Source organism: Microbacterium sp. M (assembly GCF_045181065.1).
Taxonomy (GTDB): domain Bacteria; phylum Actinomycetota; class Actinomycetes; order Actinomycetales; family Microbacteriaceae; genus Microbacterium.
This window is the reverse complement of sequence record NZ_CP173721.1, coordinates 2352082-2375263: the sequence shown is the minus strand read 5'-3', so window position 1 is coordinate 2375263 and position 23182 is coordinate 2352082. Positions and strand designations below refer to the sequence as shown.

General features: G+C 68.4%; 21 protein-coding genes. 14 read left to right on the top strand and 7 right to left on the bottom strand.

All coding sequences use genetic code 11. The features are described from left to right. Positions 1 to 87: 87 nt before the first annotated feature. The 6 genes from ACI7YT_RS11545 to ACI7YT_RS11520 are packed head-to-tail and all read left to right on the top strand — an operon-like array spanning position 88 to position 4484. Complete coding sequence (locus tag ACI7YT_RS11545; protein WP_406245674.1) at positions 88 to 561, top strand: prepilin peptidase; 474 nt, start codon at positions 88 to 90, stop codon at positions 559 to 561. A 22-nt stretch (positions 562 to 583) separates the two neighbouring features. Continuing rightward, the gene (locus ACI7YT_RS11540; protein ID WP_406245673.1) at positions 584 to 799 is read left to right on the top strand and encodes a response regulator; all 216 of its coding nucleotides are present in this window, start codon (positions 584 to 586) and stop codon (positions 797 to 799) included. A gap of 11 nt (positions 800 to 810) precedes the next feature. Beyond that, the gene (locus ACI7YT_RS11535; protein WP_406245672.1) at positions 811 to 1443 is read left to right on the top strand and encodes a CYTH domain-containing protein; all 633 of its coding nucleotides are present in this window, start codon (positions 811 to 813) and stop codon (positions 1441 to 1443) included. Positions 1444 to 1467: 24 nt separating this feature from the next. Further along, complete coding sequence (locus ACI7YT_RS11530) at positions 1468 to 2676, top strand: type III polyketide synthase (protein WP_406245671.1); 1209 nt, start codon at positions 1468 to 1470, stop codon at positions 2674 to 2676. Next, entirely contained in the window at positions 2669 to 3376 is a 708-nt protein-coding gene (locus tag ACI7YT_RS11525; RefSeq protein ID WP_406245670.1) for a methyltransferase domain-containing protein, read from the top strand. Before ACI7YT_RS11530 ends, ACI7YT_RS11525 begins: the two co-directional genes overlap by 8 nt. Then, on the top strand, positions 3369 to 4484 hold the full coding sequence (locus tag ACI7YT_RS11520) for an FAD-dependent oxidoreductase (RefSeq protein ID WP_406245669.1): 1116 nt from the start codon (positions 3369 to 3371) through the stop codon (positions 4482 to 4484). The genes ACI7YT_RS11525 and ACI7YT_RS11520 overlap by 8 nt, the downstream gene beginning before the upstream one ends. 54 nt (positions 4485 to 4538) lie before the next feature. Here ACI7YT_RS11520 and lpdA read toward each other — a convergent pair whose 3' ends face one another. After that, on the bottom strand, positions 4539 to 5936 hold the full coding sequence (lpdA, locus tag ACI7YT_RS11515) for a dihydrolipoyl dehydrogenase (protein WP_406245668.1): 1398 nt from the start codon (positions 5934 to 5936) through the stop codon (positions 4539 to 4541). Between the two features lie 9 nt (positions 5937 to 5945). After that, on the bottom strand, positions 5946 to 6602 hold the full coding sequence (locus tag ACI7YT_RS11510; protein ID WP_406245667.1) for a copper resistance protein CopC: 657 nt from the start codon (positions 6600 to 6602) through the stop codon (positions 5946 to 5948). 102 nt (positions 6603 to 6704) lie between these two features. Here ACI7YT_RS11510 and ACI7YT_RS11505 point away from each other — a divergent pair, with 102 nt between their 5' ends. The 3 genes from ACI7YT_RS11505 to ACI7YT_RS11495 all read left to right on the top strand — a co-directional run bounded on the left by ACI7YT_RS11505 (position 6705) and on the right by ACI7YT_RS11495 (position 8527). Then, complete coding sequence (locus ACI7YT_RS11505; RefSeq protein WP_406245666.1) at positions 6705 to 7190, top strand: FHA domain-containing protein; 486 nt, start codon at positions 6705 to 6707, stop codon at positions 7188 to 7190. After that, a complete protein-coding gene (locus ACI7YT_RS11500) occupies positions 7190 to 7882 on the top strand; it encodes a MerR family transcriptional regulator (RefSeq protein ID WP_406245665.1) in 693 nt (230 codons plus the stop codon). The genes ACI7YT_RS11505 and ACI7YT_RS11500 overlap by 1 nt, the downstream gene beginning before the upstream one ends. A gap of 99 nt (positions 7883 to 7981) precedes the next feature. Beyond that, positions 7982 to 8527, top strand: a complete 546-nt coding sequence (locus tag ACI7YT_RS11495; protein WP_406245664.1) for a MerR family transcriptional regulator — start codon at positions 7982 to 7984, stop codon at positions 8525 to 8527. 96 nt (positions 8528 to 8623) lie between these two features. Here the strand turns inward: ACI7YT_RS11495 and ACI7YT_RS11490 are convergent, their stop codons facing one another. After that, entirely contained in the window at positions 8624 to 9436 is an 813-nt protein-coding gene (locus ACI7YT_RS11490; RefSeq protein WP_406245663.1) for a ParA family protein, read from the bottom strand. A gap of 92 nt (positions 9437 to 9528) precedes the next feature. Between ACI7YT_RS11490 and ACI7YT_RS11485 the strand changes: the two genes are divergently transcribed. From ACI7YT_RS11485 to ACI7YT_RS11475, 3 genes are read left to right on the top strand one after another with little or no spacing between them, the layout of a single operon-like run. Beyond that, on the top strand, positions 9529 to 12936 hold the full coding sequence (locus tag ACI7YT_RS11485; RefSeq protein WP_406245662.1) for a pyruvate carboxylase: 3408 nt from the start codon (positions 9529 to 9531) through the stop codon (positions 12934 to 12936). 40 nt (positions 12937 to 12976) lie between these two features. Continuing rightward, entirely contained in the window at positions 12977 to 14932 is a 1956-nt protein-coding gene (locus ACI7YT_RS11480; RefSeq protein WP_406245661.1) for a MinD/ParA family protein, read from the top strand. Next, positions 14932 to 15423 (top strand): peptide deformylase, encoded by a 492-nt coding sequence (locus ACI7YT_RS11475; RefSeq protein WP_406245660.1) that lies wholly within the window; start codon positions 14932 to 14934, stop codon positions 15421 to 15423. Before ACI7YT_RS11480 ends, ACI7YT_RS11475 begins: the two co-directional genes overlap by 1 nt. A 38-nt stretch (positions 15424 to 15461) precedes the next feature. On the opposite strand, the gene ACI7YT_RS11470 is transcribed toward ACI7YT_RS11475, so the two are convergent. After that, complete coding sequence (locus ACI7YT_RS11470) at positions 15462 to 17291, bottom strand: AMP-dependent synthetase/ligase (protein ID WP_406245659.1); 1830 nt, start codon at positions 17289 to 17291, stop codon at positions 15462 to 15464. Between the two features lie 118 nt (positions 17292 to 17409). Here ACI7YT_RS11470 and ACI7YT_RS11465 point away from each other — a divergent pair, with 118 nt between their 5' ends. Then, on the top strand, positions 17410 to 18108 hold the full coding sequence (locus ACI7YT_RS11465) for a lysophospholipid acyltransferase family protein (RefSeq protein WP_406245658.1): 699 nt from the start codon (positions 17410 to 17412) through the stop codon (positions 18106 to 18108). A 39-nt stretch (positions 18109 to 18147) separates the two neighbouring features. Continuing rightward, the gene (locus tag ACI7YT_RS11460) at positions 18148 to 19488 is read left to right on the top strand and encodes a class II 3-deoxy-7-phosphoheptulonate synthase (protein ID WP_406245657.1); all 1341 of its coding nucleotides are present in this window, start codon (positions 18148 to 18150) and stop codon (positions 19486 to 19488) included. Between the two features lie 24 nt (positions 19489 to 19512). Here the strand turns inward: ACI7YT_RS11460 and ACI7YT_RS11455 are convergent, their stop codons facing one another. From ACI7YT_RS11455 to ACI7YT_RS11445, 3 genes are all read right to left on the bottom strand, one after another. Next, positions 19513 to 19881 carry an HNH endonuclease gene (locus tag ACI7YT_RS11455; protein ID WP_406245656.1) on the bottom strand — a complete coding sequence of 123 codons (369 nt, stop codon included), beginning with the start codon at positions 19879 to 19881 and terminating at the stop codon, positions 19513 to 19515. Between the two features lie 3 nt (positions 19882 to 19884). After that, positions 19885 to 21837, bottom strand: coding sequence for a Stk1 family PASTA domain-containing Ser/Thr kinase (gene pknB, locus ACI7YT_RS11450; protein ID WP_406245655.1), 1953 nt, complete (start codon positions 21835 to 21837; stop codon positions 19885 to 19887). Between the two features lie 79 nt (positions 21838 to 21916). Further along, positions 21917 to 23104, bottom strand: a complete 1188-nt coding sequence (locus ACI7YT_RS11445; RefSeq protein ID WP_406245654.1) for a LysM peptidoglycan-binding domain-containing protein — start codon at positions 23102 to 23104, stop codon at positions 21917 to 21919. Between the last annotated feature and the right edge of the window lie 78 nt (positions 23105 to 23182).

Here is a 23182-nt window from a genome sequence, read left to right as displayed (position 1 = left end):
AGACTAATTCGGACATCGGACATCGCTTCGTCGCTGGTTATCCACAGACCGATCACGCACTGAGCGCAGATCGCCTAGCCTTCGGGGATGCCAGAGGTCCTCCACGCCGCGATCGTCATCGTCGTGCATGCCGTGCTGATCGGCATCGGCCTCCGGTTGATCATCATCGACGCGCGGACGCACCGTCTGCCGAACCGGATCGTCCTGCCCGTCGGCGCCTGTCTCCTCGTGCTGGTCGGCATCGAGGCGCTCGCCGCCGGTGACGCATCAGCCCTCGTCCGGGCACTGGCAGGGCTGGTGATCCTCGGCGGCTTCTACGCCGTGCTGAACCTCGCCGGCGGCGGGGTCGGCGGCGGCGATGTGAAGCTGGCGGCCGTGATCGGTCTCGTCCTGGCATGGCACGGCTGGCAGGCGCTGATCGTCGGTGCGGCAGCGGCCTTCGTCCTCGGAGCGGTCTACGCGCTCGGACTGATGGCCCTGCGGCGAGCGCACCGGAGCACGCGCATCGCGTTCGGCCCGTGGATGATCGTCGGAGCGGTCGTGGGCATCGCCGTGGGGTGACGCGGAGGTCTAGGGTGAAGTCATGGCACTCGCACGACTCCACGGCGGCCCGCTGGACGGGCAGCTCCTTCCGCTCGACGCGGACGCCGATGACAAGCTGATCGTCCCCTACGCCGAGACGCAGGTGGTCTACAATCGCCGCGGCGAGCCGCAGAACACCGGCGGCAGCGATGGTCCGACCGAGGTCGACTACTGGTATGAGGAGTCCCTCGAGGACCTCAACCCGTCGGATGACTGAGGCCCGGTCGGATGGCTGAGGCCCCGAACGGATCCGAGCCGTCGCGCACCATCGAAGTCGAGCGCAAGTACGACGTCGACACCGACACGCCCCTGCCGCAGTGGGAGGGCATACCCGGCGTCGACGCGGTCACTCCCGGTGAGCTGCGCGTTCTCGACGCCCGCTACCTCGACACGGCGGACGTCGCGCTCTCCCGCTCCGGCGTCGCCCTGCGCCGCCGTACGGGTGGACCGGATGCCGGCTGGCACATCAAGGGTCCGCGTGACGGCGATGGACGCCTGGAGATCGGCTGGCCGCTCGGCGACGACCTCGAAGTGCCGGATGCCGTGGCCGAAACGCTCGCCCGCTGGACGACCGAACCTCTGACGCCGCTCGCCCGGATCGAGAACGACCGCACCGCCTACCTGCTCATGGGACAGGGCGGCGTCGTGGCGGAGTTCGTCGACGACCGCGTCCGCGCGACGGATCTCCGTCAGGGCACCGAGCGTCGGTGGCGCGAGTGGGAGTTCGAACTGGGTCCGGCCGCTCCGGCCGACCCCGCCGAACGCGAGCGACTGTTCGCGGCGGCGGAACGGACGATCTTCGCCGCGGGCGGCCGGCACGCGGCATCCGGATCCAAGCTCGCGCGCGCACTCGGATTCTGATCCGAACCGATAGTCGCGCCGGCGGTGGCTGACAAGCCCCTGGTGCTCGGCGGGCCGACGTGCCAGCGTGTGGTCATGAGCGCCTACCTCCGAGTGCCGCAGACCGTTCTCCCGCCGACTCCGCTGCATCAGGATGAAGTGCGCGAGGTCTTCGCCTCCCAGCCGGACATCGACCGCAGGGCCGTCCGCATCGTGAACGCCTCCTTCGGCGGCTCGGGGATCGACACCCGCTACACCGCGATCACCGAGCTGGGCACCGAGTTCGCGGGTGACGCGACGTTCTACGACCGCTCCTCGAATCTGCTCCTCTCCCCGGGGACCTCGGTGCGCAACGAGCTGTACGTCCGCACCGCGACGCCGATGTTCGTCGAGGCGGCTCGGCAGGCGCTGGCGGCTTCGGACGACATCGCCCCTGAGGAGATCACGCACGTCATCACGGTGTCCTGCACGGGATTCCACGCGCCGGGTCCCGACTTCGCGATCGTCACCGAGCTGGGGCTGCGCCCCGGCGTCGAGCGGTACCACTTCGGATTCATGGGCTGCTACGCGTCGATCCCGGCGCTGCGCGCCGCGGCGCAGTTCTGCCACGCGGATGCCGAGGCCGTCGTCCTCGTGGTCAGCGCCGAACTGTGCACGCTGCACCTGCGATCCTCGAGCGATCCGGACACGATCATCGCATCCTCGCTCTTCGCTGACGGCGCGGCCGGCGTGCTCGTGACGGGGCGACCGCCGGCTCCTGGCGTCCCCGGTGCCGAGCTGGATTCGTTCGCGACGGCGATCGCACCGGACTCCGTGGAGCACATGGCGTGGACGATCGGCGATCACGGCTTCGAGATGATCCTGTCCACGGCGGTGCCGAAGGTGATCGAGGCGAACATCGACGACGCGCTCGGGGCGCTGTGCGCGGCTGATGAGGAGTTGACCTACGCGCGCGACTGCGACGATCTGGCCGGCACGGTCACCCACTGGGCGGTGCACCCCGGCGGCCGGGACATCCTCGACCGCGTGCAGCACAAGGTCGGACTCGCGGATGCGCAGTTGGATGCCGCGCGAGAGGTGCTGCGCACGTGCGGCAACATGTCCAGCGCGACCGTCCTGTTCGTCATCCGCCGCATCCTGCTCGACGGGGCGTCGAAGACGGGGGAGCGTCTCATCGCGATGGCCTTCGGTCCTGGGCTGACGATGGAAGGCGGCGTCATGACCGTGCTCGGCGGGGCGGGGGACGGTGCCTGACCTGAGCAGGCGCGACACCGCGGCGCGCGAGCTCATGGATGCCGCCGACGCCGATCGGGTGGCGTTGGAGCGCACGTACGAGCGATTCCGCCTGGTCAACCCCGTGGTCGGCGGCTGGCGCCGCATCTACCGGCGGCGGATCAGGCCGAGGGTGCTGGCCGGCGATGTGCGGATCCTGGACATCGGCTCCGGGGGTGGCGACGTCACGCGCCGGCTCGCACGGTGGGCGCGACGGGACGCGTCGAGGGTCGTCGTCACGGCGCTCGATGCCGATTCTCGTGCGACGGCGTGGGCCGAGCGGCAGGGCGGTCCGGCCGAAGTCGAGTACCGCACCGGCACGACAGGCGAGCTCGTGGCCGCCGGAGAGCGCTTCGACGTCGTGGTGTCTAACCATCTGCTGCATCATCTCGACAGCGTGCCGGAGCTGCTGCGCGAGACCGAGGCGCTGCTGGATCCGGCCGGGGTCGCGGTGCACGTGGACATCGCCCGCAGCCCGCGCGCGTACGCCCTGTTCGACGCGCTGACACGACCGTTCCAATCGACCCTGCTCTCGGGATCGTTCATCCGTGCGGACGGGCTGACCAGCATCCGCCGCTCGTACACCGTCGCAGAGCTCGCCGAGCTCGCGCCTCCGGGGTGGGCGGCGGAGTCGACGACGCCGTGCCGCGCACTGCTGATCCGGAGGGGCGAGCGTGGCTGACTGCGATGTCGTGATCGTCGGTGCCGGGCCATCGGGGCTCCTGCTGGCGTGCCTGCTCGCGCAGAGCAGCGTGAGCGTGATCGTGTTCGAGAAGGGAGCGGGTCGCGACGACCGATCGCGCGCGATCGGGATCCATCCGCCAGGGCTCGCCGCGCTGCGCACCGCGGGGATCGATGACGCGTTCCGTGCGGAAGCGCGCGTGCTCTCCGGGGGAACGGTGACCTCTCGTGGTCGGATGCTCGCCGAACTCGACTTCGAGCCCGGACACGAGGTCCTCACCGTTCCGCAGGCGCGCACGCATGCGCTGCTGGGGGAGCGGCTCGCAGAGCTGGCTCCGGATGCCGTGCGCACCGGGATGCGGGTGCGCGATGTGGTCCCCGCGGGCGCCACGGCGAGGGTGCTCGTGGGCAGGGACGGTCGTGAGGACGAGATCTCAGCGCGGGCGGTGGTCGTGGCGGACGGCGTGCACAGCGGCATCCGGGACAAGCTGCGCGTGCCGTGGCATCGGATCCCCGGCTCCGCGGATTACACGATGCTGGACGTCGTCGACGCGCCACCGGACGACCGGGCTCGGCTGCACCTCGAACCGGACGGTGTGGTCGAATCCTTCCCCCTCCCCGGGCGAGGGCGGCGCTGGGTGACCCGTGAGCGGGCGCGCGCGCTGCGCACGACGACGTCCTTCGCACAGACGGTGCTCGCGCGCACCGGTCTCGACATCGGCGATCCGGGGGATGCCGAACCGCAGCGGTTCCGTGCCGGGCAGCATCGGGCCGCCAGGCTCGTGCACGGCCAGATCGTCCTGCTCGGCGACGCCGCGCACGAGATCAGCCCGATCGGGGGACAGGGCATGAACCTCGCCTGGATCGCCGCCTGTCGCCTGGCCGTCGCGCTGACGGAGCGATCAGATCGGGATGCCGCGCTCAGCGCGTACGAGCGGGTGTCGCTGCGGGCCGCCGCGGTCGCTCAGCGGCGCGCGCGGTTCAACATGGCGATGGGCGCGCCCATGCCGGCGGCCGCGCGGTCGGCGCGCGATGCGGCCGTCCGTATCCTCGCTCGCGGCGGCACAGGGCGACGGCTGCTCGGCACGATGACGATGAGCGGGCTGTGAACGACCACGGCCCGGCCGCCGCAAGGGCGGGCCGGGCCGTCGTGAGAAGTCCGCTCAGAGGTTGATCATGTGCCCCGAGAGGCCGTGGAACGCCTCCTGCAGCGCCTCCGACAGCGTCGGGTGCGTGTGCACGTTGCGTGCCGCCTCGAGGGCGGTCAGATCCCACTTCTGCGCGAGCGTCAGCTCGGGGAGCAGCTCCGAGACGTCGGGGCCGATCAGGTGACCGCCGAGGAGCTCGAGGTGCTCGGCATCCGCGATCAGCTTGACGAAGCCGATCGGCTCGCCGAGTCCGTTCGCCTTGCCGTTCGCGCTGAACGGGAACTTCGCGACCTTGATCTCGCGACCCTCGGCGCGCGCCTGCTCCTCGGTGAGTCCGAAGCTGGCGACCTGCGGCTGGCAGAACGTCGCACGCGGCATCATCCGGTAGTCGCCCAGGGTCTGAGTCTCTGCGCCAGCGATGGTCTCGGCCGCGACGACGCCCTGAGCCTCGGCGACGTGCGCGAGCTGGAGCTTGGCGGTGACGTCGCCGATCGCGTAGATGCCCTCGACATTGGTGCGCATGTGGTCGTCGATGTCGATCGCGCCGCGCTCGGTCAGTGCGACACCCGTGTTCTCCAGGCCGTAGCCGTTCACGTTCGCCGCGAAGCCGACCGACATGAGGACCTTGCCGGTCTCGATCGAGGTCTGCTGGCCGTCCTGACCCGTGTAGGTCACTGTGACCGAGGAGCCGTTGTCGACGATCGTCTCGACCTTGGTGGAAGTGAGGATGTCGATGCCGTACTTCTTGTACTGCTTGGTGATCTCCTTGGAGACCTCGACGTCCTCGTTGGGCAGGGCCCGGTCGAGGAACTCGACGATGGTGACCTTGACGCCGTAGTTCGACAGCACATAGGCGAACTCCATGCCGATGGCACCGGCGCCGACGATGACGATCGACTCGGGCAGCTCGCGCGAGAGGATCTGCTCCTCGTACGTGACGACGTTCTCGCTGAGCTGCACGCCGGGGAGCAGTCGAACGGTCGATCCCGTGGCGATGATCGCGTTGTCGTACGTGACCTCTTCGGTCGTTCCGTCGGACTTCGCGACCGAGATCGCCTTCGGACCGGTGAAGGTTCCGCGTCCGTCGTACTCGGTCACCTTGTTCTTCTTCATCAGGAAGTGGATGCCCTTGACATGGGTATCCGCCACCTTGCGGCTGCGGTCGAATGCCGCACCGAAGTCGAAGTGCACGTCACCCGTGATGCCGAAGAACTCGGCCTTGTGGGTGAACGTGTGGGCGATCTCCGCGTTCTTCAGGAGTGACTTGGAGGGGATGCAGCCCACGTTCAGGCACACACCGCCCCAGTACTTCTCCTCGATGATCGCAGTGGACAGTCCGAGTTGAGCGCTGCGGACGGCGGCGACGTATCCGCCAGGGCCCGCGCCGAGGATGACGACATCGTAATGTGGCATGGCTCCAGCCTATCCCTCTGCGGGTGCGTCGGAATCGGCGTCGGGCGGGGTCCGCCTTCCGTGGAGCCAGAACCAGACCATGGCGGCGACGATGACGAGGATGCCGAGGATCGACAGCGCCCAGATCCAGGCGGATGCCGGTGAGGAATCGGTCGCGTCGGGTACTTGGGTCGACTCGGGCTCCGAAGTCGCGGGAGTGTCGGCCGGGGCCGTTGACTCGGTCGCTGGGGCGGTGGTGGGTTGCCTCGGCGGCGTTGCCGCCGAGGCAACGCTGAACGTGAAGTCCTGCCCGTCGCCGATCGTGTGGCCGTCGCTGGAGACGACCTGCCAGATCACGGTGTACTCGCCGGCTATCGCGGCATCCGTGTCCAGTTTCTGAATCACGACAGCGCCATCGATCTCCGGTGCGCCATCGGTCACGGAGCGGCCTTCGGCGTCGGTCACGATCACCGCAGTTGCATCCGGAGCATCGAAGAGCGCCGCGCTGAACGTCAGCGTCATCTCCTCGGGCAGCGTCGGCACCGTCGACCCGGCCGCAGGGTCCGACGACACGAGCTCGTCGTGCGCTGATGCAGGAGTCGTGGGAAGCAGTATGAGCAGCGATGCGAGCAGAGCCGCGGCGATGGCGATGGGCAGGAACGGGAGTCTCAGAGCATGGGCGCGCACGCCTCCAGCCTATGGGCGACAGCTAGGCATCGTCCGAGAGCGGATTCGCCCTCCCGCCGCGACCATTCGATCAGTTAGGCTGGGATGTCTAGGGAGGGCACCGTGACAGACAGCGAGAGCCGACACATCGGAAATGCCGCGATCCATCGTGATGGGGAGCAGAAGCATGATGTGACGCAGACATTCGGACATGACTCCGACCTGTCCTTTGTGCCGTTCGGCGTGGAGCTGAGTGAGGCAGAGCAGACCGCCATCTCGGCGCTGCCGTCCGGGTCCGCGCTCCTGCTGGTGCGCTCCGGCGCGCTGGCCGGCGCCCGTTACCTGCTCGACACCGACGTCACGACAGTCGGCCGCCACCCCGAGGCGGACATCTTTTTCGACGACGTCACGGTCTCCCGTCGGCACGCCGAGATCACGCGCAACGGCACGACGTTCGAGATCATCGATCAGCGTTCCCTCAATGGCACCTACGTGAACGGCGAGCGGGCTGACCGCGCCGTCCTCGCCAACGGCTACGAGGTGCGCGTCGGCAAGTTCCGGCTGAACTTCTTCGCATCGCCCGTCGACCTCGCGGCGGCGAACGACTGATGCCCCCTGCCGGCTCCACCCGGGAACGCACTGCGTCTCCGGGTCTTCTGAGCATCGGTCAGGTGCTGGCGAGACTCACCCCCGAGTTCCCCGATGTGTCGGCCAGCAAGCTGCGCTTCCTCGAAGTGCGCGGCATCGTGACGCCCGCGCGAACGGACTCCGGTTACCGCAAGTTCTCCACGGGTGACGTCGAGCGGCTCAGGCTTGCTCTGACGCTGCAGCGCGACCACTACCTGCCGCTCAACGTGATCCGCGAGCAGCTCGATGAGGCAGAGGCCCACGGCGACCTGTCCGGTGCGCTGACGCCGCCGCCGTCGATCGCGCCGACCGCACGCCGCTACCGCCGTGATGAACTGCTGTCCGCGGCCGGTGCGGCCCCGCAGCTGCTCAACGATGCGATCAGCACCGGCATCATCGCCGCCGGCGAGTCGTATTCGGAGCACGTCGTCACGCTGCTGCGCGGCCTGGTGGCTCTGGACCGGCACGGCATCGAGCCGCGGCACCTGCGCTCGGTGCGTCAGAGCGCCGAACGCGACGTCGCGCTGATCGAGTCGGCGATGTCGGCGCTGCTGCGTCGGACGGATGCGACATCGCGGGGCAAGGCGAACGAATTGGGGCCGGAACTGGCCTCGCAGATCGATGAAGTGCGCGCGCTTTTCATGAAGGACGCGCTCAGCCGTTTCCTTTCGTAACGAACTGGTTGCGACACACCTTCGGCTCGGCCGGGATGTCATTGCCGGGCACGGGGCACTGCTCTAGCGTGGAGGTAAGCGCTCCAGGGAGGATTTCAAATGAATGCGGACGAGCTGACAGGCGACCCGCGGTTCGTGAGCGAACTCCTCTTCACGGACGGTCTTCCGGCGATGGATGACGAGGTGGGCTACCGCGGCGCGGTCGCCGCTCGCGCCGCCGGCATCACATACCGTCAGCTGGACTACTGGGCACGCACCGAACTCGTCGTCCCGACCGTACGCGGTGCCAGCGGCTCCGGTTCTCAGCGGCTGTACGGTTTCCGCGACATCCTGGTGCTCAAGCTCGTGAAGCGTCTTCTGGACACCGGCATCTCGCTGCAGCAGATCCGCACCGCCGTCGATCAGCTGCGCGCTGCCGGTATCCGCGATCTGGCAGGTACCACGCTGATGAGCGACGGCGCGTCGGTGTACCTGTGCACGTCGAACGACGAGGTCATCGACCTGGTCAGCCGCGGACAGGGCGTGTTCGGCATCGCCGTGGGCAAGGTCCTGCGTGAGGTCGAGTCCACGCTGGTCGAGTTCGACCCGACCGCCCCCGATCCCGTCGACGAACTGGCGACCCGCCGCGCGAAGCGCTCCGCGTAAACGGACTTCTTGCCGCGAGACCTCTCGTGAACTGCGAAACCCCGTCGTATCTGCGTTGATACGACGGGGTTTCGCAATTGCGAGGAGGTCTCGGCATCAGGCCTTCGGGCCCGTCTCCGAGAGGGCGATGCGACCGGTGCGGATGATGCGGTCCAGCAGCAGGTCGAAGTCGGCGGCGAGCTCCTGAGCGGAGTCCCCAGGCCAGATGTGCAGCGGCTTCGCAGCGCCCTGTGCCTGCTGGAGCGACGTCCGTTCCGGCAGCTGCGGCGAGAGGACGAGCGGACCGAACATGTCGCGCAGCTCCTTGATCCGGAACTGGTGCTCGATCGACTGGGGCCGCACGCGGTTCACGACGATGCCCAGCGGCTGCAGGCGCGGGGAGAGACCGCGCCGGATCTCCTCGATCGCGCGGAGGGCGCGGTCGGCGGCGGCCACGGAGAACAGTCCGGGTTCGGTGACGACCATCACGCGGTCGCTCGCCGCCCACGCGGTGCGTGTGAGGGCGTTCAGCGATGGCGCGCAGTCGATCAGGACGAGGTCGTAGTCGGCCTCGACCGAGGCGAGGGCCTCTTCCATCTTCCACACGTCCCGGACGCTGGGGTGAGGGCCGTCGAAGTTGATGGCGGACGGGCTTCCGATGAGCACGTCGATCGTGCCGGGGTGAACTTTCGCCCACCCGCTGGAGGTGATCGCCTGACGCACGATCTTCTCCTTGGGGTTCGCCAGGACGTCGGCGACGTTGAGCCGCCCGGCGACCTGAATGTCCATCCCCGTGGAGACATCGGACTGCGGGTCGAGGTCGACGACGAGGGTCCGGACGCCACGGGCGAAGGCCGCTGAGGCCAAGCCGAGGGTCACGGTCGTCTTGCCGACGCCTCCCTTGAGAGAGCTGACGCTGAGTACGTGCACGGACTCCACGTTACCTTGCCCTAGTCTGGGGAGACACTCAGCCCCGCCCTTGCGTGCGGATCCGCGCACGCATCGAGCAACCAGAGGTGTGCATGTTCCAGAAGATCCTTGTGGCCAATCGCGGCGAGATCGCGATCCGTGCCTTCCGCGCGGCGTTCGAGGTCGGGGCGAGGACGGTCGCCGTCTTCCCTCATGAAGACCGCGGATCCATGCATCGGCTGAAGGCCGATGAAGCGTACGTGATCGGCGAACGAGGGCATCCCGTCCGCGCCTATCTGGATGTGGACGAGATCATCCGCGTCGCGCTCGAATCGGGCGCAGACGCGATCTACCCCGGCTACGGGTTCCTCTCCGAGAACCCGGAGCTGGCGGAGAAGGCGGCCGCGAACGGCATCGTCTTCATCGGGCCACCCGCAGGTGTGCTCGAGATGGCGGGCAACAAGGTCGAGGCGAAGCGCCATGCCCTCGAGGCCGGCGTTCCGGTGCTGCGCTCCACCGAGGCATCCGATGACGTCGACACGCTCCTCGCGCAGGCGGATGACATCGGATTCCCGCTCTTCGCCAAGGCCGTCGCAGGCGGCGGCGGACGCGGCATGCGCCGCGTCGAGCGCGAGGCCGAACTGGCACCGGCTCTGGCCGAGGCCATGCGCGAGGCGGCCAGCGCCTTCGGCGACGCGCGGATGTTCCTGGAGCAGGCCGTGGTGCGTCCGCGGCACATCGAGGTCCAGATCCTCGCCGACAAGACGGGCGAGACCGTTCACCTGTTCGAGCGGGACTGCTCGGTGCAGCGCCGGCACCAGAAGGTCGTCGAGATCGCTCCGGCGCCGAACCTGGACGACAGCATTCGCCGAGACCTGCACGCCTATGCGACCGCTTTCGCCCGCTCGATCGGCTACGAGAACGCCGGCACCGTCGAGTTCCTCCTCGAGACCGCGGGCGAGCGCGCCGGCGATGTCGTCTTCATCGAGATGAACCCGCGCATCCAGGTCGAGCACACCGTGACGGAAGAGGTCACAGACGTCGACCTCGTGCAGACCCAGATGCGGATCGCCGCCGGGCAGACACTGGCAGAGCTCGGCCTGGTCCAGGGGCGCATCCATCTGCGCGGCGCCGCACTGCAGTGCCGCATCACGACCGAGGACCCGACGCAGGGCTTCCGGCCGGACACCGGCAAGATCACCACGTACCGCTCGCCAGGCGGCGCAGGCATCCGACTTGACGGCGGCACGGTGCACCAGGGCGCGCAGATCAGTCCGCACTTCGATTCCATGCTGTCCAAGCTGACCTGCCGCGGACGCGACTTCCCGGCGGCGGTCGCCCGTGCGCGCCGTGCACTGGCGGAGTTCCGCATCCGCGGAGTCTCGACGAACATCCCGTTCCTGCAGGCGCTGCTGGAGGACGAGGCGTTCATCGCCGGGGACGTCAGCACCTCCTTCATCGACGAGCGCCCCGAGCTGCTGAAGGGCCGGGTCTCGAAGGACCGCGGCACCAAGATCCTCAACTGGCTCGTGGACGTCACGGTCAACAAGCCCCACGGCTTGCACCCCGGTACGGCGGACCCGCGTACGAAGCTGCCCACCCTTGACCTGTCCACGACGCCGGCTCCGGGTTCGCGCCAGCGCCTGCAGGAGCTCGGACCGGATGCGTTCGCCACCGCGCTGCGTCAGCAGAAGGCGCTGGCGATCACCGACACGACCTTCCGGGACGCGCACCAGTCGCTGCTCGCGACGCGCGTGCGCACCCGCGACCTCGTCGCCGCGGCGCCCTACCTGGCCCGGCTCACACCGGATCTGCTCTCCGTCGAGGCCTGGGGAGGGGCGACATACGACGTCGCGCTGCGGTTCCTCGGAGAGGACCCCTGGGAGCGCCTGGACAAGCTGCGCACCGCCTTGCCGAACGTCGCGATCCAGATGCTGCTGAGAGGTCGCAACACGGTCGGATACACGCCGTACCCGACGGCCGTGACGGATGCGTTCGTGCAGGAGGCGGCGACCAGCGGCGTCGACATCTTCCGCATCTTCGATGCGCTCAACGACGTCTCTCAGATGCGCCCTGCGATCGACGCGGTCCGGGCGACCAGCACAGCGGTGGCCGAGGTCGCCCTCTGCTATACGGGGGACCTGCTGAACCCTGCCGAGGATCTTTACACGCTGGACTACTTCCTGCGCCTGGCCGAGCAGATCGTCGATTCCGGTGCGCACATCCTCGCCATCAAGGACATGGCGGGACTCCTGCGGCCCGCCGCCGCCGCGACCCTCGTCTCGGCGCTGCGCGAGCGCTTCGACCTGCCCGTGCACCTGCACACGCATGACACTCCCGGTGGCCAGCTCGCGACGCTCCTCGCCGCCAGCGCCGCCGGCGTGGATGCCGTGGATGCGGCATCCGCACCGCTGTCGGGCACGACCAGCCAGCCGTCGCTCTCATCGCTCGTCGCCGCACTCGCGCACACCGAGCGCGACAGCGGCATCGATCTCGGCGGCGTCAGCGATCTCGAGCCCTATTGGGAAGCGGTGCGCAAGACGTATGCGCCGTTCGAGTCCGGTCTTCCGGGGCCGACAGGACGCGTGTACCACCACGAGATCCCCGGCGGTCAGCTCTCGAACCTGCGCCAGCAGGCCAAGGCCCTCGGCCTCGCCGACGACTTCGAACTCATCGAGGACATGTACGCCGCCGCCGACCGCATCCTCGGGCGTGTCCCGAAGGTCACGCCCTCCTCGAAGGTGGTCGGCGATCTGGCTCTGCACCTCGCAGCCGTCAAGGCGGATCCGGCGGACTTCGAGGCCAACCCGGAGAAGTACGACGTCCCGGACTCGGTGGTCGGCTTCATGGCCGGTGAGCTCGGCGACCTGCCCGGCGGCTGGCCGGAGCCGTTCCGCACCAAGGTGCTCGCGGGGCGCACGGTGCGTCCGGCCCTCGCCGAGATCACGACGGAGGACGAACAGGAACTCGCCGGGTCCAGCACGCAGCGCCGTGCCCGTCTGAACCGGCTGCTGTTCCCTGCGCCGACGCGCGAGTTCGCACAGAAGCGAGATTTGTTCGGCGACCTCTCGGTGCTCGACACCAGCGACTATCTGTTCGGGCTCGTTCAGGGGCAGGAGCACCTCGTCGAGATCGATCGCGGAGTGCAGCTGTACGTCGGACTCGAGGCGATCGGCGACGCCGACGAGCGCGGCATGAGAACCGTCATGACCACGCTGAACGGCCAGCTGCGCCCCGTCTTCGTGCGCGATCGCGCGATCGCCGTCGAAGTCCACGAGGTCGAGAAGGCCGATACCTCCAAGCCCGGTCAGGTGGCGGCTCCGTTCTCGGGCGTCGTGACGCTGAAGACCGAGGTCGGCGCGTCGGTCAGAGCCGGCGAGCCTGTCGCGTCGATCGAGGCGATGAAGATGGAAGCCGCGATCACGGCGCCCGTCGACGGCGTGGTGGATCGGCTCGCGATCGCCGAGACGGCGCAGGTGGACGCCGGTGACCTTTTGGTCGTCATCCGCCCCGCCCAGTAACCTTGACCGGGCGTGCATGCTGCACGACTGGGAGTGAGACATGACCGCGAAGAACACCGATCGACCCGATGACGATGATTCGCTCGGGGTGCTGGACGACGCCGCATCCCTGGATACGGCCGGCATCGGCATCCTCGGCGGCACCGCCCAGGTGAATCTGACGATCCCGATGGGCGACGACGACGACCTCCTCGACGACGACGCCGTCGTGGATGGCGAGGTCGCCTCCGAGTTGATCCTCGACCCGGCGCCCGAACTCGAGCCGGCGACGGCGGCCGACGTCATCGGTCGCATCAACGACGGCGGTTTCGACATCGTGATCGAGCTTCCGGCCGAAGAACTGCCGCAGGCGACCGTCAAGGACGCTGAGGACGCGGTGACCGCCGAGGTCGTTCTCGACCAGGACGAGCTCGCCGACCGGATCGCGGTGCACGACGCCGAGGCGGCCATGAATGCCGATGACCTCGTCATCGAGCAGGACGCCGAACAGCCGGTGGAGCCGGAATCGGAATCGGAGCCGGAGCCGGAATCGGAGCCCGAACTCGAACCGGAGCCTTCCGCGTCGTCGAGCGAGCCCGCCCCGGCAGCGGACGAGCAGCCGGAGTCCGAGGTCGTGGCACCGGAGGTGGTCGCCGAGAGCGCGCCTGCCGCGCCGGCCAAGCCCGCGAAGCAACCCAAGCAGACCAAGACGAAGAGCAAGCCGAAACCCCTCGCCCGCGAGGCCGCGGCAGACGCCGCGTCTGCGCTTTCGAAGCCGACGGAGCCCGCTGCGTCCGCAGCGCCGCAGACTTCCGCATCAGAGCACACCGCGCCGGCCGCGCCGGCGACGGCCGTCGCGCGTTCGAGTTCGGCCTGGGTGGCCACGGTCGAACGCGCAGCGGCAGGCGAAGCATCCGATCCCGTTGAGGAAGAGGACGAGACAGTGAGCACGGAGAAGGAACCCCGAGTGACGTCCTCTGAGGCCTCGCTCGCGCCGCGCACGGCGGCGGCACCGGCCAGGGCAGACATCGAACTGACCTCGAAGCGGCTCGGCGACCAGCTCGGACAGGCCACGCGCGAGTCGGCCGACCTGCTGACGGCCGATCGGCTGCTCGATCCGCACCAGGTCACCAAGCCGGAGCCCGAGGGCGCGTGGAGCCACTTCCTGTACACCGTATCCGGGCGTCGCATCAACATCGGCGACGGCAAGAAGGCCAAGGCGCGCAAGGCGCTGTCGACCAGGATCGCGGCTCCTATGAGCGGTGGTGCGCGCTTCGTGCCCGTCCTCTCGCGCAAGGGCGGGGTCGGCAAGACCACCATCACCGCGCTTCTCGGCATGGCCCTCGCCGATGCCAGGGACGACCGCGTGATCGCGGTGGACGCCAACCCTGATCGCGGTACGCTCGCGGAGCGCATCGTCGGCTCGCACAGCAAGTCCGTGCGCGACCTCGTGCGCATCCACGACGAGGTGCGCGGCTATCACGACATCTCCGCGATCGTCGCGCGCGACACCACTCGGCTCGACGTCCTCGCATCCGACACGGACCCGCGCATCGCGGATGCCTTCGGCGACGCCGACTACCGCGATGTCGCCGACGTCGCGGCGCACTACTACTCGCTGGTGCTCACCGACACCGGCACGGGCATCGTGCATTCCGTCATGGGCGCGACGCTCGAACTCGCCGACCAGCTGGTGATCGTGTCCGGTCTGAGCGTCGACGAGGCGCGCCTCGCGTCCGAGACGCTGACCTGGCTCGAGACGAACGGCTACTCCGCTCAGGCGCGGGACGCGATCATCGTGCTCAACCAGTCCACTCCAGGAAGCCCGCTGGTGCGGTTGAACGAGCTGGAAGCGCACTTCGCCACGCGTGCCCGTCACGTCGTGCGGATGCCGTACGACCCGCAGATCGCCGGTGGCGGACCCATCGTCTTCACATCGTTGCTGCCCGAGACGCGACAGGCGGCCAGAGAGCTGGCCGCATTGCTCGTCGAGGGCCTGCGGGCGAGCGCCGCCTGATGGCGGTACGGGAGATCCGTCTGTTCGGCGACCCCGTGCTGCGCACGGTGTCCGCGCCGATCGAGGACATCGATGACGGCATCCGATCGCTGGTGGCGGATCTGGTCGACACGGTCGAGCTTCCCGGCCGTGCCGGGGTCGCGGCGAATCAGATCGGCGTCGCACTGCGCGCGTTCAGCTACAACATCGACGGCGACATCGGCTACGTGCTCAACCCCGTGCTCGTCGAGGTCCGGGGCGAGCCGGTTCCCACCGGGGAAGGCTGCCTGTCGGTGCCAGGGCTCTGGCACGACGCGCTGCGGCACCCGTGGGCGCGCGTCGAGGGCATCGACCTCGACGGCAACCCGGTCGTCCTGGAGGGCGAAGGGCTGCTCGCTCAGGCGCTGCAGCACGAGACCGATCACCTCGACGGCAAGGTGTATCTGTCGCGGCTCGCTCCGGAGACCCGCAAGGTCGCGATGCGCGAGGTCCGCGAGAGTTCCTGGTTCTGATCGCGACCTTCGCTCGTTGAGCGACGAGCGAAGGAGCATCAGCCCCCGAGAGCGACGTTCGTGGTCTGCACCGGCTCGTCGTAGATCGCGGAGATCTCGTCGGCGAAGTCCGTCAGGATCACGTTCCGCTTGATCGACATCTTGGGCGTCAGATGTCCGGATGCCTCGGTCCATTCGGATTCGAGGATCGTGAACTTGCGGATCGACTCGGCACGGGAGACGTTGCTGTTGGCGACGTCGACGGCACGCTGCACCTCTTCGCGCACTGCCGCGTTGCGGGATGCCTCGGCAAGCGACATGGAACCATCGAGACCGTTGTTCGCGAGCCAGGTGGGCAGCATCTCGGGATCGAGAGTGATGAGTGCCGAGATGAACGGCTTCTGGTCTCCGACGACCACGACCTGACCGACGACAGGATTCGCACGGATCGGATCCTCCAGCGCGGCGGGTGCGACGTTCTTCCCGCCGGCGGTGACGATGATCTCCTTCTTGCGCCCGGTGATCGTGAGGAAACCGTCGCTGTCGAAGGACCCGATGTCGCCGGTGCGGAACCATCCGTCGTCGAAGGCCGCAGCGGTCGCCTCGGGATTGTTCCAGTACTCCTTGAAGACGTTGATGCCCTTGACCTCGATCTCGCCGTCGTCGGCGAGACGGACGCTGACGCCCGGGAGCGCGGGGCCGACCGTGCCGATCTTGGACTTGTCGCCCTGGTTCACGGTCGCCGGTGCCGTGGTCTCGGTCAGGCCGTAGCCCTCCAGGATCACGACGCCGAGGCTGTGGAAGAAGTGCCCGAGGCGGGCGCCGAGGGGAGCGGAGCCCGAGATCGCGTACGCGATGTTGCCGCCCATCGCCGTGCGAAGCTTCGAGTAGACGAGCTTGTCGAACAGCGCGAACTTGATCTTCAGGCCGAACGGGATCTTGCGTCCCTCCTCCAGGAGGCGGGAGTGCTCGATCGCGGCGGCGGCTGCCGCGTGGAAGATCTTCCCCTTGCCGCCGGCCTCGGCCTTCTGCTCCGCGGAGTTGTAGACCTTCTCGAACACGCGCGGGACGGCGAGCAGGAACGTCGGCTTGAACGATCCGAGCGCCTGCAGCAGCTGCTTCGTGTCCGGCTGGTGTCCGGTGCGGACGCCGGCATGGATGTTGAGGATCGAGATGAAGCGGGCGAACACGTGCGCCGTGGTGATGAACAGAACCGTGGATGCACCAGGCATCGACAGTACGGAATTCAGCGACACGTACGAGTTGCGCGACAGCTCGACGAAGTTGCTGTGCGTCAGCACGCATCCCTTCGGGCGGCCGGTGGAGCCGGAGGTGTAGATCAGGGTCGCGATGTCGCTGCCGACGGCGATCTGACGACGGCGTTCGACCTCGGCATCCTCGATCAATGCGCCTTGCGCGGTGAGGGCGTCGATGGCGTCGAGGTGCAGCTGCCAGACGTCGCGCACGAGAGGCAGGTCGCCGCGCACCTCGTCGAAGCGCTGGAAGTGGTCCAGAGATTCCACGATGAGCCCCGTCGCGCCCGAGTCCTCCAGAATCCACTGGATCTGGGCGGGGGAGCTGGTCTCGTACACCGGCACCATGACGGCTCCGGCGTAGAACAGCGCGAAGTCGACGAGCGTCCACTCGTACGTCGTGCGCGCGATGAAGCCGACCTTGTCGCCCGGCTGGACACCGGCTGCGATGAAGCCCTTGGCCAAGGCGACCACCGCCGTCTGGAAGTCGGCGGCGGTGATATCGCGCCAGCCGTCGCCCTGGGGCACCGAGAACAGAGCGAGGTGGGGGGTCGCCTTCACCCTCTCGACGAGCAGGTCGGCGATGTTGGCATTTGGGTCGGCGGGGACGATTGCGGGAACATCGAACTGGACCACGGCAGCTCCTTCGGTACCGGTCGGGCACGGGTTTGGATCGAGTCTAAGGCATGGCATCCAGTCGCACGCGAACTGAGACTGCGTCGCAGCAGTTCGTCGGGCGCTAGACTGCACATCGATGTTCTACTGGCTGATGAAGTATGTCGCGATCGGCCCCATCGTCAAGGCGATCTTCCGCCCCTGGATCGTGGGCCGGCGCAACGTGCCGACGACGGGTGCGGCGATCCTCGCCAGCAACCATCTCTCGTTCGCCGACTCGATCTTCCTGCCGCTCGTGATCGACCGGCCGATGTCGTTCCTCGCAAAGAGCGATTACTTCACAGGGCGGGGGATCAAGGGCTGGTCGACGCGCTTCTTCATGAAGGCCACCGGGCAGATCCCGATCGACCGCTCGGGGGGCAAAGCCTCTGAGGCGTCGCTCAACACCGGCCTGCAGGTCCTCGGGCGCGGCGATCTGCTCGGCATCTATCCCGAGGGAACGCGCAGCCCAGACGGCAAGCTCTATCGCGGCCGCACCGGTATCGCGCGCATGGCGCTCGAGGCGAAGGTCCCTGTGATCCCCGTCGTGATGGTGGACACCGACACGGCCATGCCCATCGGCCAGCGACTGCCGAACATCGTGCGCGTCGGGATCGTCATCGGCGAGCCGTTGGACTTCTCCCGTTACGAGGGCATGGAGAACGATCGGTACATCCTCCGATCCGTCACGGACGAGATCATGATCGCGTTGCAGCGGCTCGGCGAGCAGCAGTACGACGACGTGTACGCGTCCACCGTGAAGGACCGGCTTCCCGCCCGCGTCACACGGCGCTCCTGAGGCGACGAGGGGTGTCCGCGCCCCAGTAAGCTGAGGACCATGCCGAACCCGCATGACGCCGCACTCGACGCCTGGCGCGCACTCCCGATCAAGCAGCAGCCGCAGTGGCCCGACGCGGATCGTGTCGCCGAGGTCTCCGGTCAGATCGCGGGGCTTCCGCCGCTGGTGTTCGCCGGCGAGGTCGACAACCTGCGCGATCGGCTCGCGCGCGCTGCATCCGGCCAGGCGTTCCTGCTGCAGGGCGGCGACTGCGCCGAGACCTTCGCCGGTGCCACGGCCGAGCAGATCCGCAACCGGATCAAGACCGTGCTGCAGATGGCCGTCGTGCTCACCTACGGTGCGTCCATGCCCATCGTGAAGATGGGGCGCATGGCCGGTCAGTTCGCCAAGCCGCGCTCCAGCGACTCCGAGACCCGCGGTGACGTCACACTGCCCGCCTACCGCGGCGACATCGTCAACGGCTACGACTTCACCGAGACCTCCCGCACCGCCGACCCAGGACGCCTGCTGCAGGGCTATCACACCGCGGCATCCACGCTGAACCTGATCCGCGCCTTCACTCAGGGCGGCTTCGCGGACCTCCGCGAGGTGCACTCGTGGAACAAGGGATTCGCGCAGAACCCGGCCAACCAGCGGTACGAGCGGATGGCGAGCGAGATCGATCGCGCCATCAAGTTCATGGAGGCTGCCGGCGCCGACTTCGACGAGCTCAAGCGCGTCGAGTTCTTCACCGGGCACGAAGGCCTGCTCATGGACTACGAGCGGCCGATGACCCGCATCGATTCGCGCACGGACACGCCGTACAACACCTCGGCGCACTTCCTCTGGATCGGAGAGCGCACACGTGAGCTCGACGGCGCGCACGTCGACTACTTCTCCAAGATCCGCAATCCCATCGGCGTCAAGCTCGGCCCGACCACCTCGCCCGAGACGGCTCTCGCACTCATCGACAAGCTCGACCCCGAGCGCGAGCCCGGCCGACTCACCTTCATCACGCGCATGGGTGCGGGGAAGATCCGCGACGCGCTTCCTCCGCTGCTGCAGGCCGTGAAGGATGCCGGCGCCACACCGCTCTGGGTCACCGACCCCATGCACGGCAACGGCATCACCACGCCCACCGGGTACAAGACGCGTCGCTTCGACGACGTCGTCGACGAGGTGCGCGGCTTCTTCGAGGCGCACCGCGCCGTCGGCACGTTCCCCGGCGGCATCCACGTCGAGCTCACCGGTGACGACGTCACCGAGTGCCTCGGTGGATCAGAGCACATCGACGAGGCCGACCTCGCGACGCGCTACGAGTCGCTGTGCGACCCGCGTCTGAACCACATGCAGAGCCTGGAGCTGGCGTTCCTCGTCGCCGAGGAGCTCGAGAAGCGCTGACCGCCCGGTGCCCGTGCCGGCCGCTCAGTCGGCGGAGCGGAACCCCGCCAGGATCGTCGCGTGGCGGAGCAGGAATGCGCGCTCGTCGAGCTTCTTGCGCCGCAGCCAGCCGGTGACCTCGTTGTTGTGCTTGCTCGCATTGCACGACGCACAGGCGGGGACGACGTTCTCGAGGGTGTAGCGGCCGCCGCGCGAGATGGGCTGGACGCAGTCCCGTTGGAGCGGAAGGCCGCCGGCCCGGCAGTAGGCGCATCCCTCCCAGGCCGCGAGCAACTCGGCCCACTGCTCGGCGGTGAGGTCGTTGTCCACGCGGTCGAGCCGCCGCTGCCGTCGCTTCGCGTAGCGCGCGCGTGAAGCGGTGGAGGCTGCGGGGAACTTACGACGCGGAGGCACGGATCAGCCGCTGAGCTGGATCGTCAGTTCCACGTTCGATCCGGCGCGAAGCGACGTGTCAGAACCGGGGTTCTGACCCGTCACGACAGCCATGTCCGCGAAACCGGGGAGATCGCCCCAGGCGGCGTAGCTCGCGGTGAAGCCACCCGAACTGGAGGCCAGCGCTTGTTTGGCCTCGGCGAGCGTCATCCCGGAGACATCAGGCACCTCGAACAGCTGCGGCCCCTTCGACACCACGAGCGACGTGGAATCGCCCGGCCGCCAATTGCCGCTCGGGTCGCGCTCGGCCATCGACATCACGATGCCGGTTTCGACGTCGTCGCTGAACTCCTCGGTCTGCTCGGCGACCGTGATGCCCTTCTCCTCGAGGGCGGCCACGGCTTCGTCCGCCGACATCCCGACGACATCGGGGAGCTCGCCCAGTGAGACGTAGAGCTCGACGGTGTCGTCCTCGAAGATCTCGCAGCCTTCACCGCACTCATAGCTGTCGCCACCCGCGCGCGGAGTGACGTACGCGTTGATGACGAGCCCGGCGTCGGCGGACGAGTACAGCTCGAGCGTCTCATCCTGGACGTTGACGTGCACGGAGCCGAGGTAGTCCCTGGCATCCTGCTCGGCTCGGCCGTTCAAGGCCTCCAGCGCATGCGAGGCGGGGCCGTCGGAGACGTAGACCGTCACCTCGGCGCCCTTGTCGAGCCGCTCGCCCGGTGCGGGGTCGCTGCGGATCGCCAGTCCGGCCTCGACGTCGATAGCGTTCTCGTGTCCCTCGACGGCGACGAGGTCGTGCTCGGCGAGTTCGGTCTGCGCCTCGGCGAAGCTCACGCCCGAGACATCCGGTACCGCGACGAGAGATCCTGGCCCGGAGCCGAACCACCAGCCCACGCCGCCCGCGACGGTCGCAAGCAGGAGGACGAGCGCGAGCAGGAGGGCTCCGCGGGCACGGCGCCGCGACGTGCGCCGGCGCAGCAGCGTCGCGTTGTCGACCGCCTGATCCACGGGTCCGGTCGGATCCGCGATGACGGCCGTGCCGGGGAGCACCTTCGTCACTTCGCCGGAGTCGAGCTGCGAGCGTGCCGGGGGAGAGGTCGCCGCGGCGACCTGAGGTGCGATGCCGAGGTCCTTCTCGATCTCGCGGAGCCGGTTCAGCATCATCTGAGCATCGTCCGGTCGCTCCTGCGGGGAGCGTTCGGTCGCCCAGAGGACCAGCTCATCCAGCTGCTCAGGGACGGAGGGGTTGCGCGCGCTCGGTCGAGGAACCGACTCGGTCGCGTGCTGGAAGGCGATCTGCATCGGCTGCTCGCCCTTGTACGGCTGTTCGCCGGTGAGCATCTCGTAGAGCATGATGCCCAGGGCGTAGATGTCGCTGCGGGCGTCGGCCGTGCCGCGCGTGACGAGCTCGGGCGCGAGATAGGCGATCGTGCCCAGCAGCTGGGCACCGGTGGCGGTGTTCGCCGTGGTCGCACGCGCGAGACCGAAGTCACCGATCTTGATGCGACCGTCCTCGGCCAGCAGGACGTTCTCCGGCTTCACGTCGCGATGCACGATGCCACCGCGGTGAGCGGCCGCGAGACCGGCCAGCACGGCATCCATGATGGTGATGGTCTGCGGAATGGTCAGTCGTCGCTGTTCGCGCATGAGCTCGCGCAGCGTGATGCCGGGCAGATACTCCATGACCAGGTAGGCGAGTTCGCCGTCCTGGCCCTGATCGAACACGTTGACCACGTGCGGATCGGCGAGACGCGCGGCCGAGCGGGCCTCCTGGATGAAGCGGCTCTGGAAGTTCGAGTCGTCGCTGAGATGCGCATGCATGACCTTCAGCGCGATGCGGCGTTCGAGCCGCAGATCCGTGGCGACGTACACGGTGGCCATGCCTCCGCGGGCGATCCTGGCGCGCACACGATAGCGACCGTCGACAAGCCGCCCGATGAGGGGGTCGGCCTGCTGATTCGTCGTCACGAAGAAAGTCTACGGAGAACAGGCTGAAAGCCCCGGCAACGCCTCACCCCTGCGCCGATCCCGGTGAGGAGGATCGGCTTCAACCGAGCTGCGCGAGCCACTGGTAGGACGCCTGTTCCCACTGACCGTAGCGCTCGGGATAGGCGGACTTCTGGACGGCCTGCGCCGCGTCGGTGAATCGCATGGTCTCCCAGCCGCTGACGTCGAGGAGTCCGTGCGTCATCGTGCCGTCCGGGTTGGTGTTCCCGGTGAAGAAGGTGCGGATCGCGTAGTCGCGGTTGCGGATCTGCTCGGCCGTCCCCCATCCGGTGCTCGGTCGCTGCTGGAACAGGCCGAGCGAGTCGCGGTCGCCCCAGTCGAGGTTGCGCAGCCACGACTCGACCATGCTGGTCGCGAGGGCGATGGCGATGCCGCGATCCGAGACGCCGAGTTCGCGCCCGATGCGGATGATCATGAGGGCGTTCTCGGTCTGCGGGGCGTTGAGCGTCGCGCTCTTCGGGCCGTGGTCGGTGGCAGCGGTCTCCTGCTTGCCGGGGATCGCGATCTTCTGGCCCGGATAGATGATCGAGGAGCCGGACAGACCGTTCGCCGTGAAGATCGCACTGATCGTCGTCGCATACTTCGCCGCGATGCCCGTGATCGTGTCACCGGCGACGACGGTGTGCGTGGTGGCGGTGTTCGCTGCAGGAGCGGGTGTGGAGACGGGAGTGGATGCAGGGGCCGGCGCGGGTGCGGCGGCGGTGCCCGAGATGCGGATCTTCTGACCCGGGTAGATGATCGAGGAGCGCGAAAGGCCGTTGGCCGCCAGCACGGCGTCGATGGTCGTTCCGTACTTCGCGGCGATGCGCGAGATCGTGTCGCCGGCGACCACGGTGTGCGTCTGGGTGGACGGGGCCGCCGGTGCGGGGGCGACAGGAGTCGCGCTCGGTGCCGGGGATGCCGGTGTCAGCCGCAGCACCTGGCCGGGCCGGATCAGCGCATCGGCGCCCAGCCCGTTCCAAGACACGAGGTCGGCGGAGCGCAGGCCGTAGGTGCGCGCGATGCCCCACACCGTCTCGCCGGAGCGCACGGTGTGCGTCGCCGGCGTCGGTGCAGCGGTCGGCAGCGTGCGGGCGCCGAACACGTGCGTGCGTTCGATCGCGCCCGTCGTGACCTCGGCGGCGGTCGCCGGGGCGGCGGCGAATGCGCCGGAAAGTGTGCCCAGGAGCGCGGCCGGGATTCCCACCTGAAGGTGGCGGATACGGCGGCGCATAGTCTGCTGGCTCAAGGTAGCCCCCTTTGATCGCCTCGTCCACGCTGACACGGATGTATACGGAAGTCAACAGAAGTGATGAATGTGGCACGT

Coding starts and splice junctions, on each gene's coding strand:
- ACI7YT_RS11460 (WP_406245657.1), top strand. CDS start 18,148: ATGCCGAACCCGCATGACGCCGCACTCGACGCCTGGCGCGCACTCCCG.
- lpdA (WP_406245668.1), bottom strand. CDS start 5,936: ATGCCACATTACGATGTCGTCATCCTCGGCGCGGGCCCTGGCGGATAC.
- ACI7YT_RS11540 (WP_406245673.1), top strand. CDS start 584: ATGGCACTCGCACGACTCCACGGCGGCCCGCTGGACGGGCAGCTCCTT.
- ACI7YT_RS11535 (WP_406245672.1), top strand. CDS start 811: ATGGCTGAGGCCCCGAACGGATCCGAGCCGTCGCGCACCATCGAAGTC.
- ACI7YT_RS11480 (WP_406245661.1), top strand. CDS start 12,977: ATGACCGCGAAGAACACCGATCGACCCGATGACGATGATTCGCTCGGG.
- ACI7YT_RS11475 (WP_406245660.1), top strand. CDS start 14,932: ATGGCGGTACGGGAGATCCGTCTGTTCGGCGACCCCGTGCTGCGCACG.
- ACI7YT_RS11465 (WP_406245658.1), top strand. CDS start 17,410: ATGTTCTACTGGCTGATGAAGTATGTCGCGATCGGCCCCATCGTCAAG.
- ACI7YT_RS11485 (WP_406245662.1), top strand. CDS start 9,529: ATGTTCCAGAAGATCCTTGTGGCCAATCGCGGCGAGATCGCGATCCGT.
- ACI7YT_RS11500 (WP_406245665.1), top strand. CDS start 7,190: ATGCCCCCTGCCGGCTCCACCCGGGAACGCACTGCGTCTCCGGGTCTT.
- ACI7YT_RS11545 (WP_406245674.1), top strand. CDS start 88: ATGCCAGAGGTCCTCCACGCCGCGATCGTCATCGTCGTGCATGCCGTG.
- ACI7YT_RS11495 (WP_406245664.1), top strand. CDS start 7,982: ATGAATGCGGACGAGCTGACAGGCGACCCGCGGTTCGTGAGCGAACTC.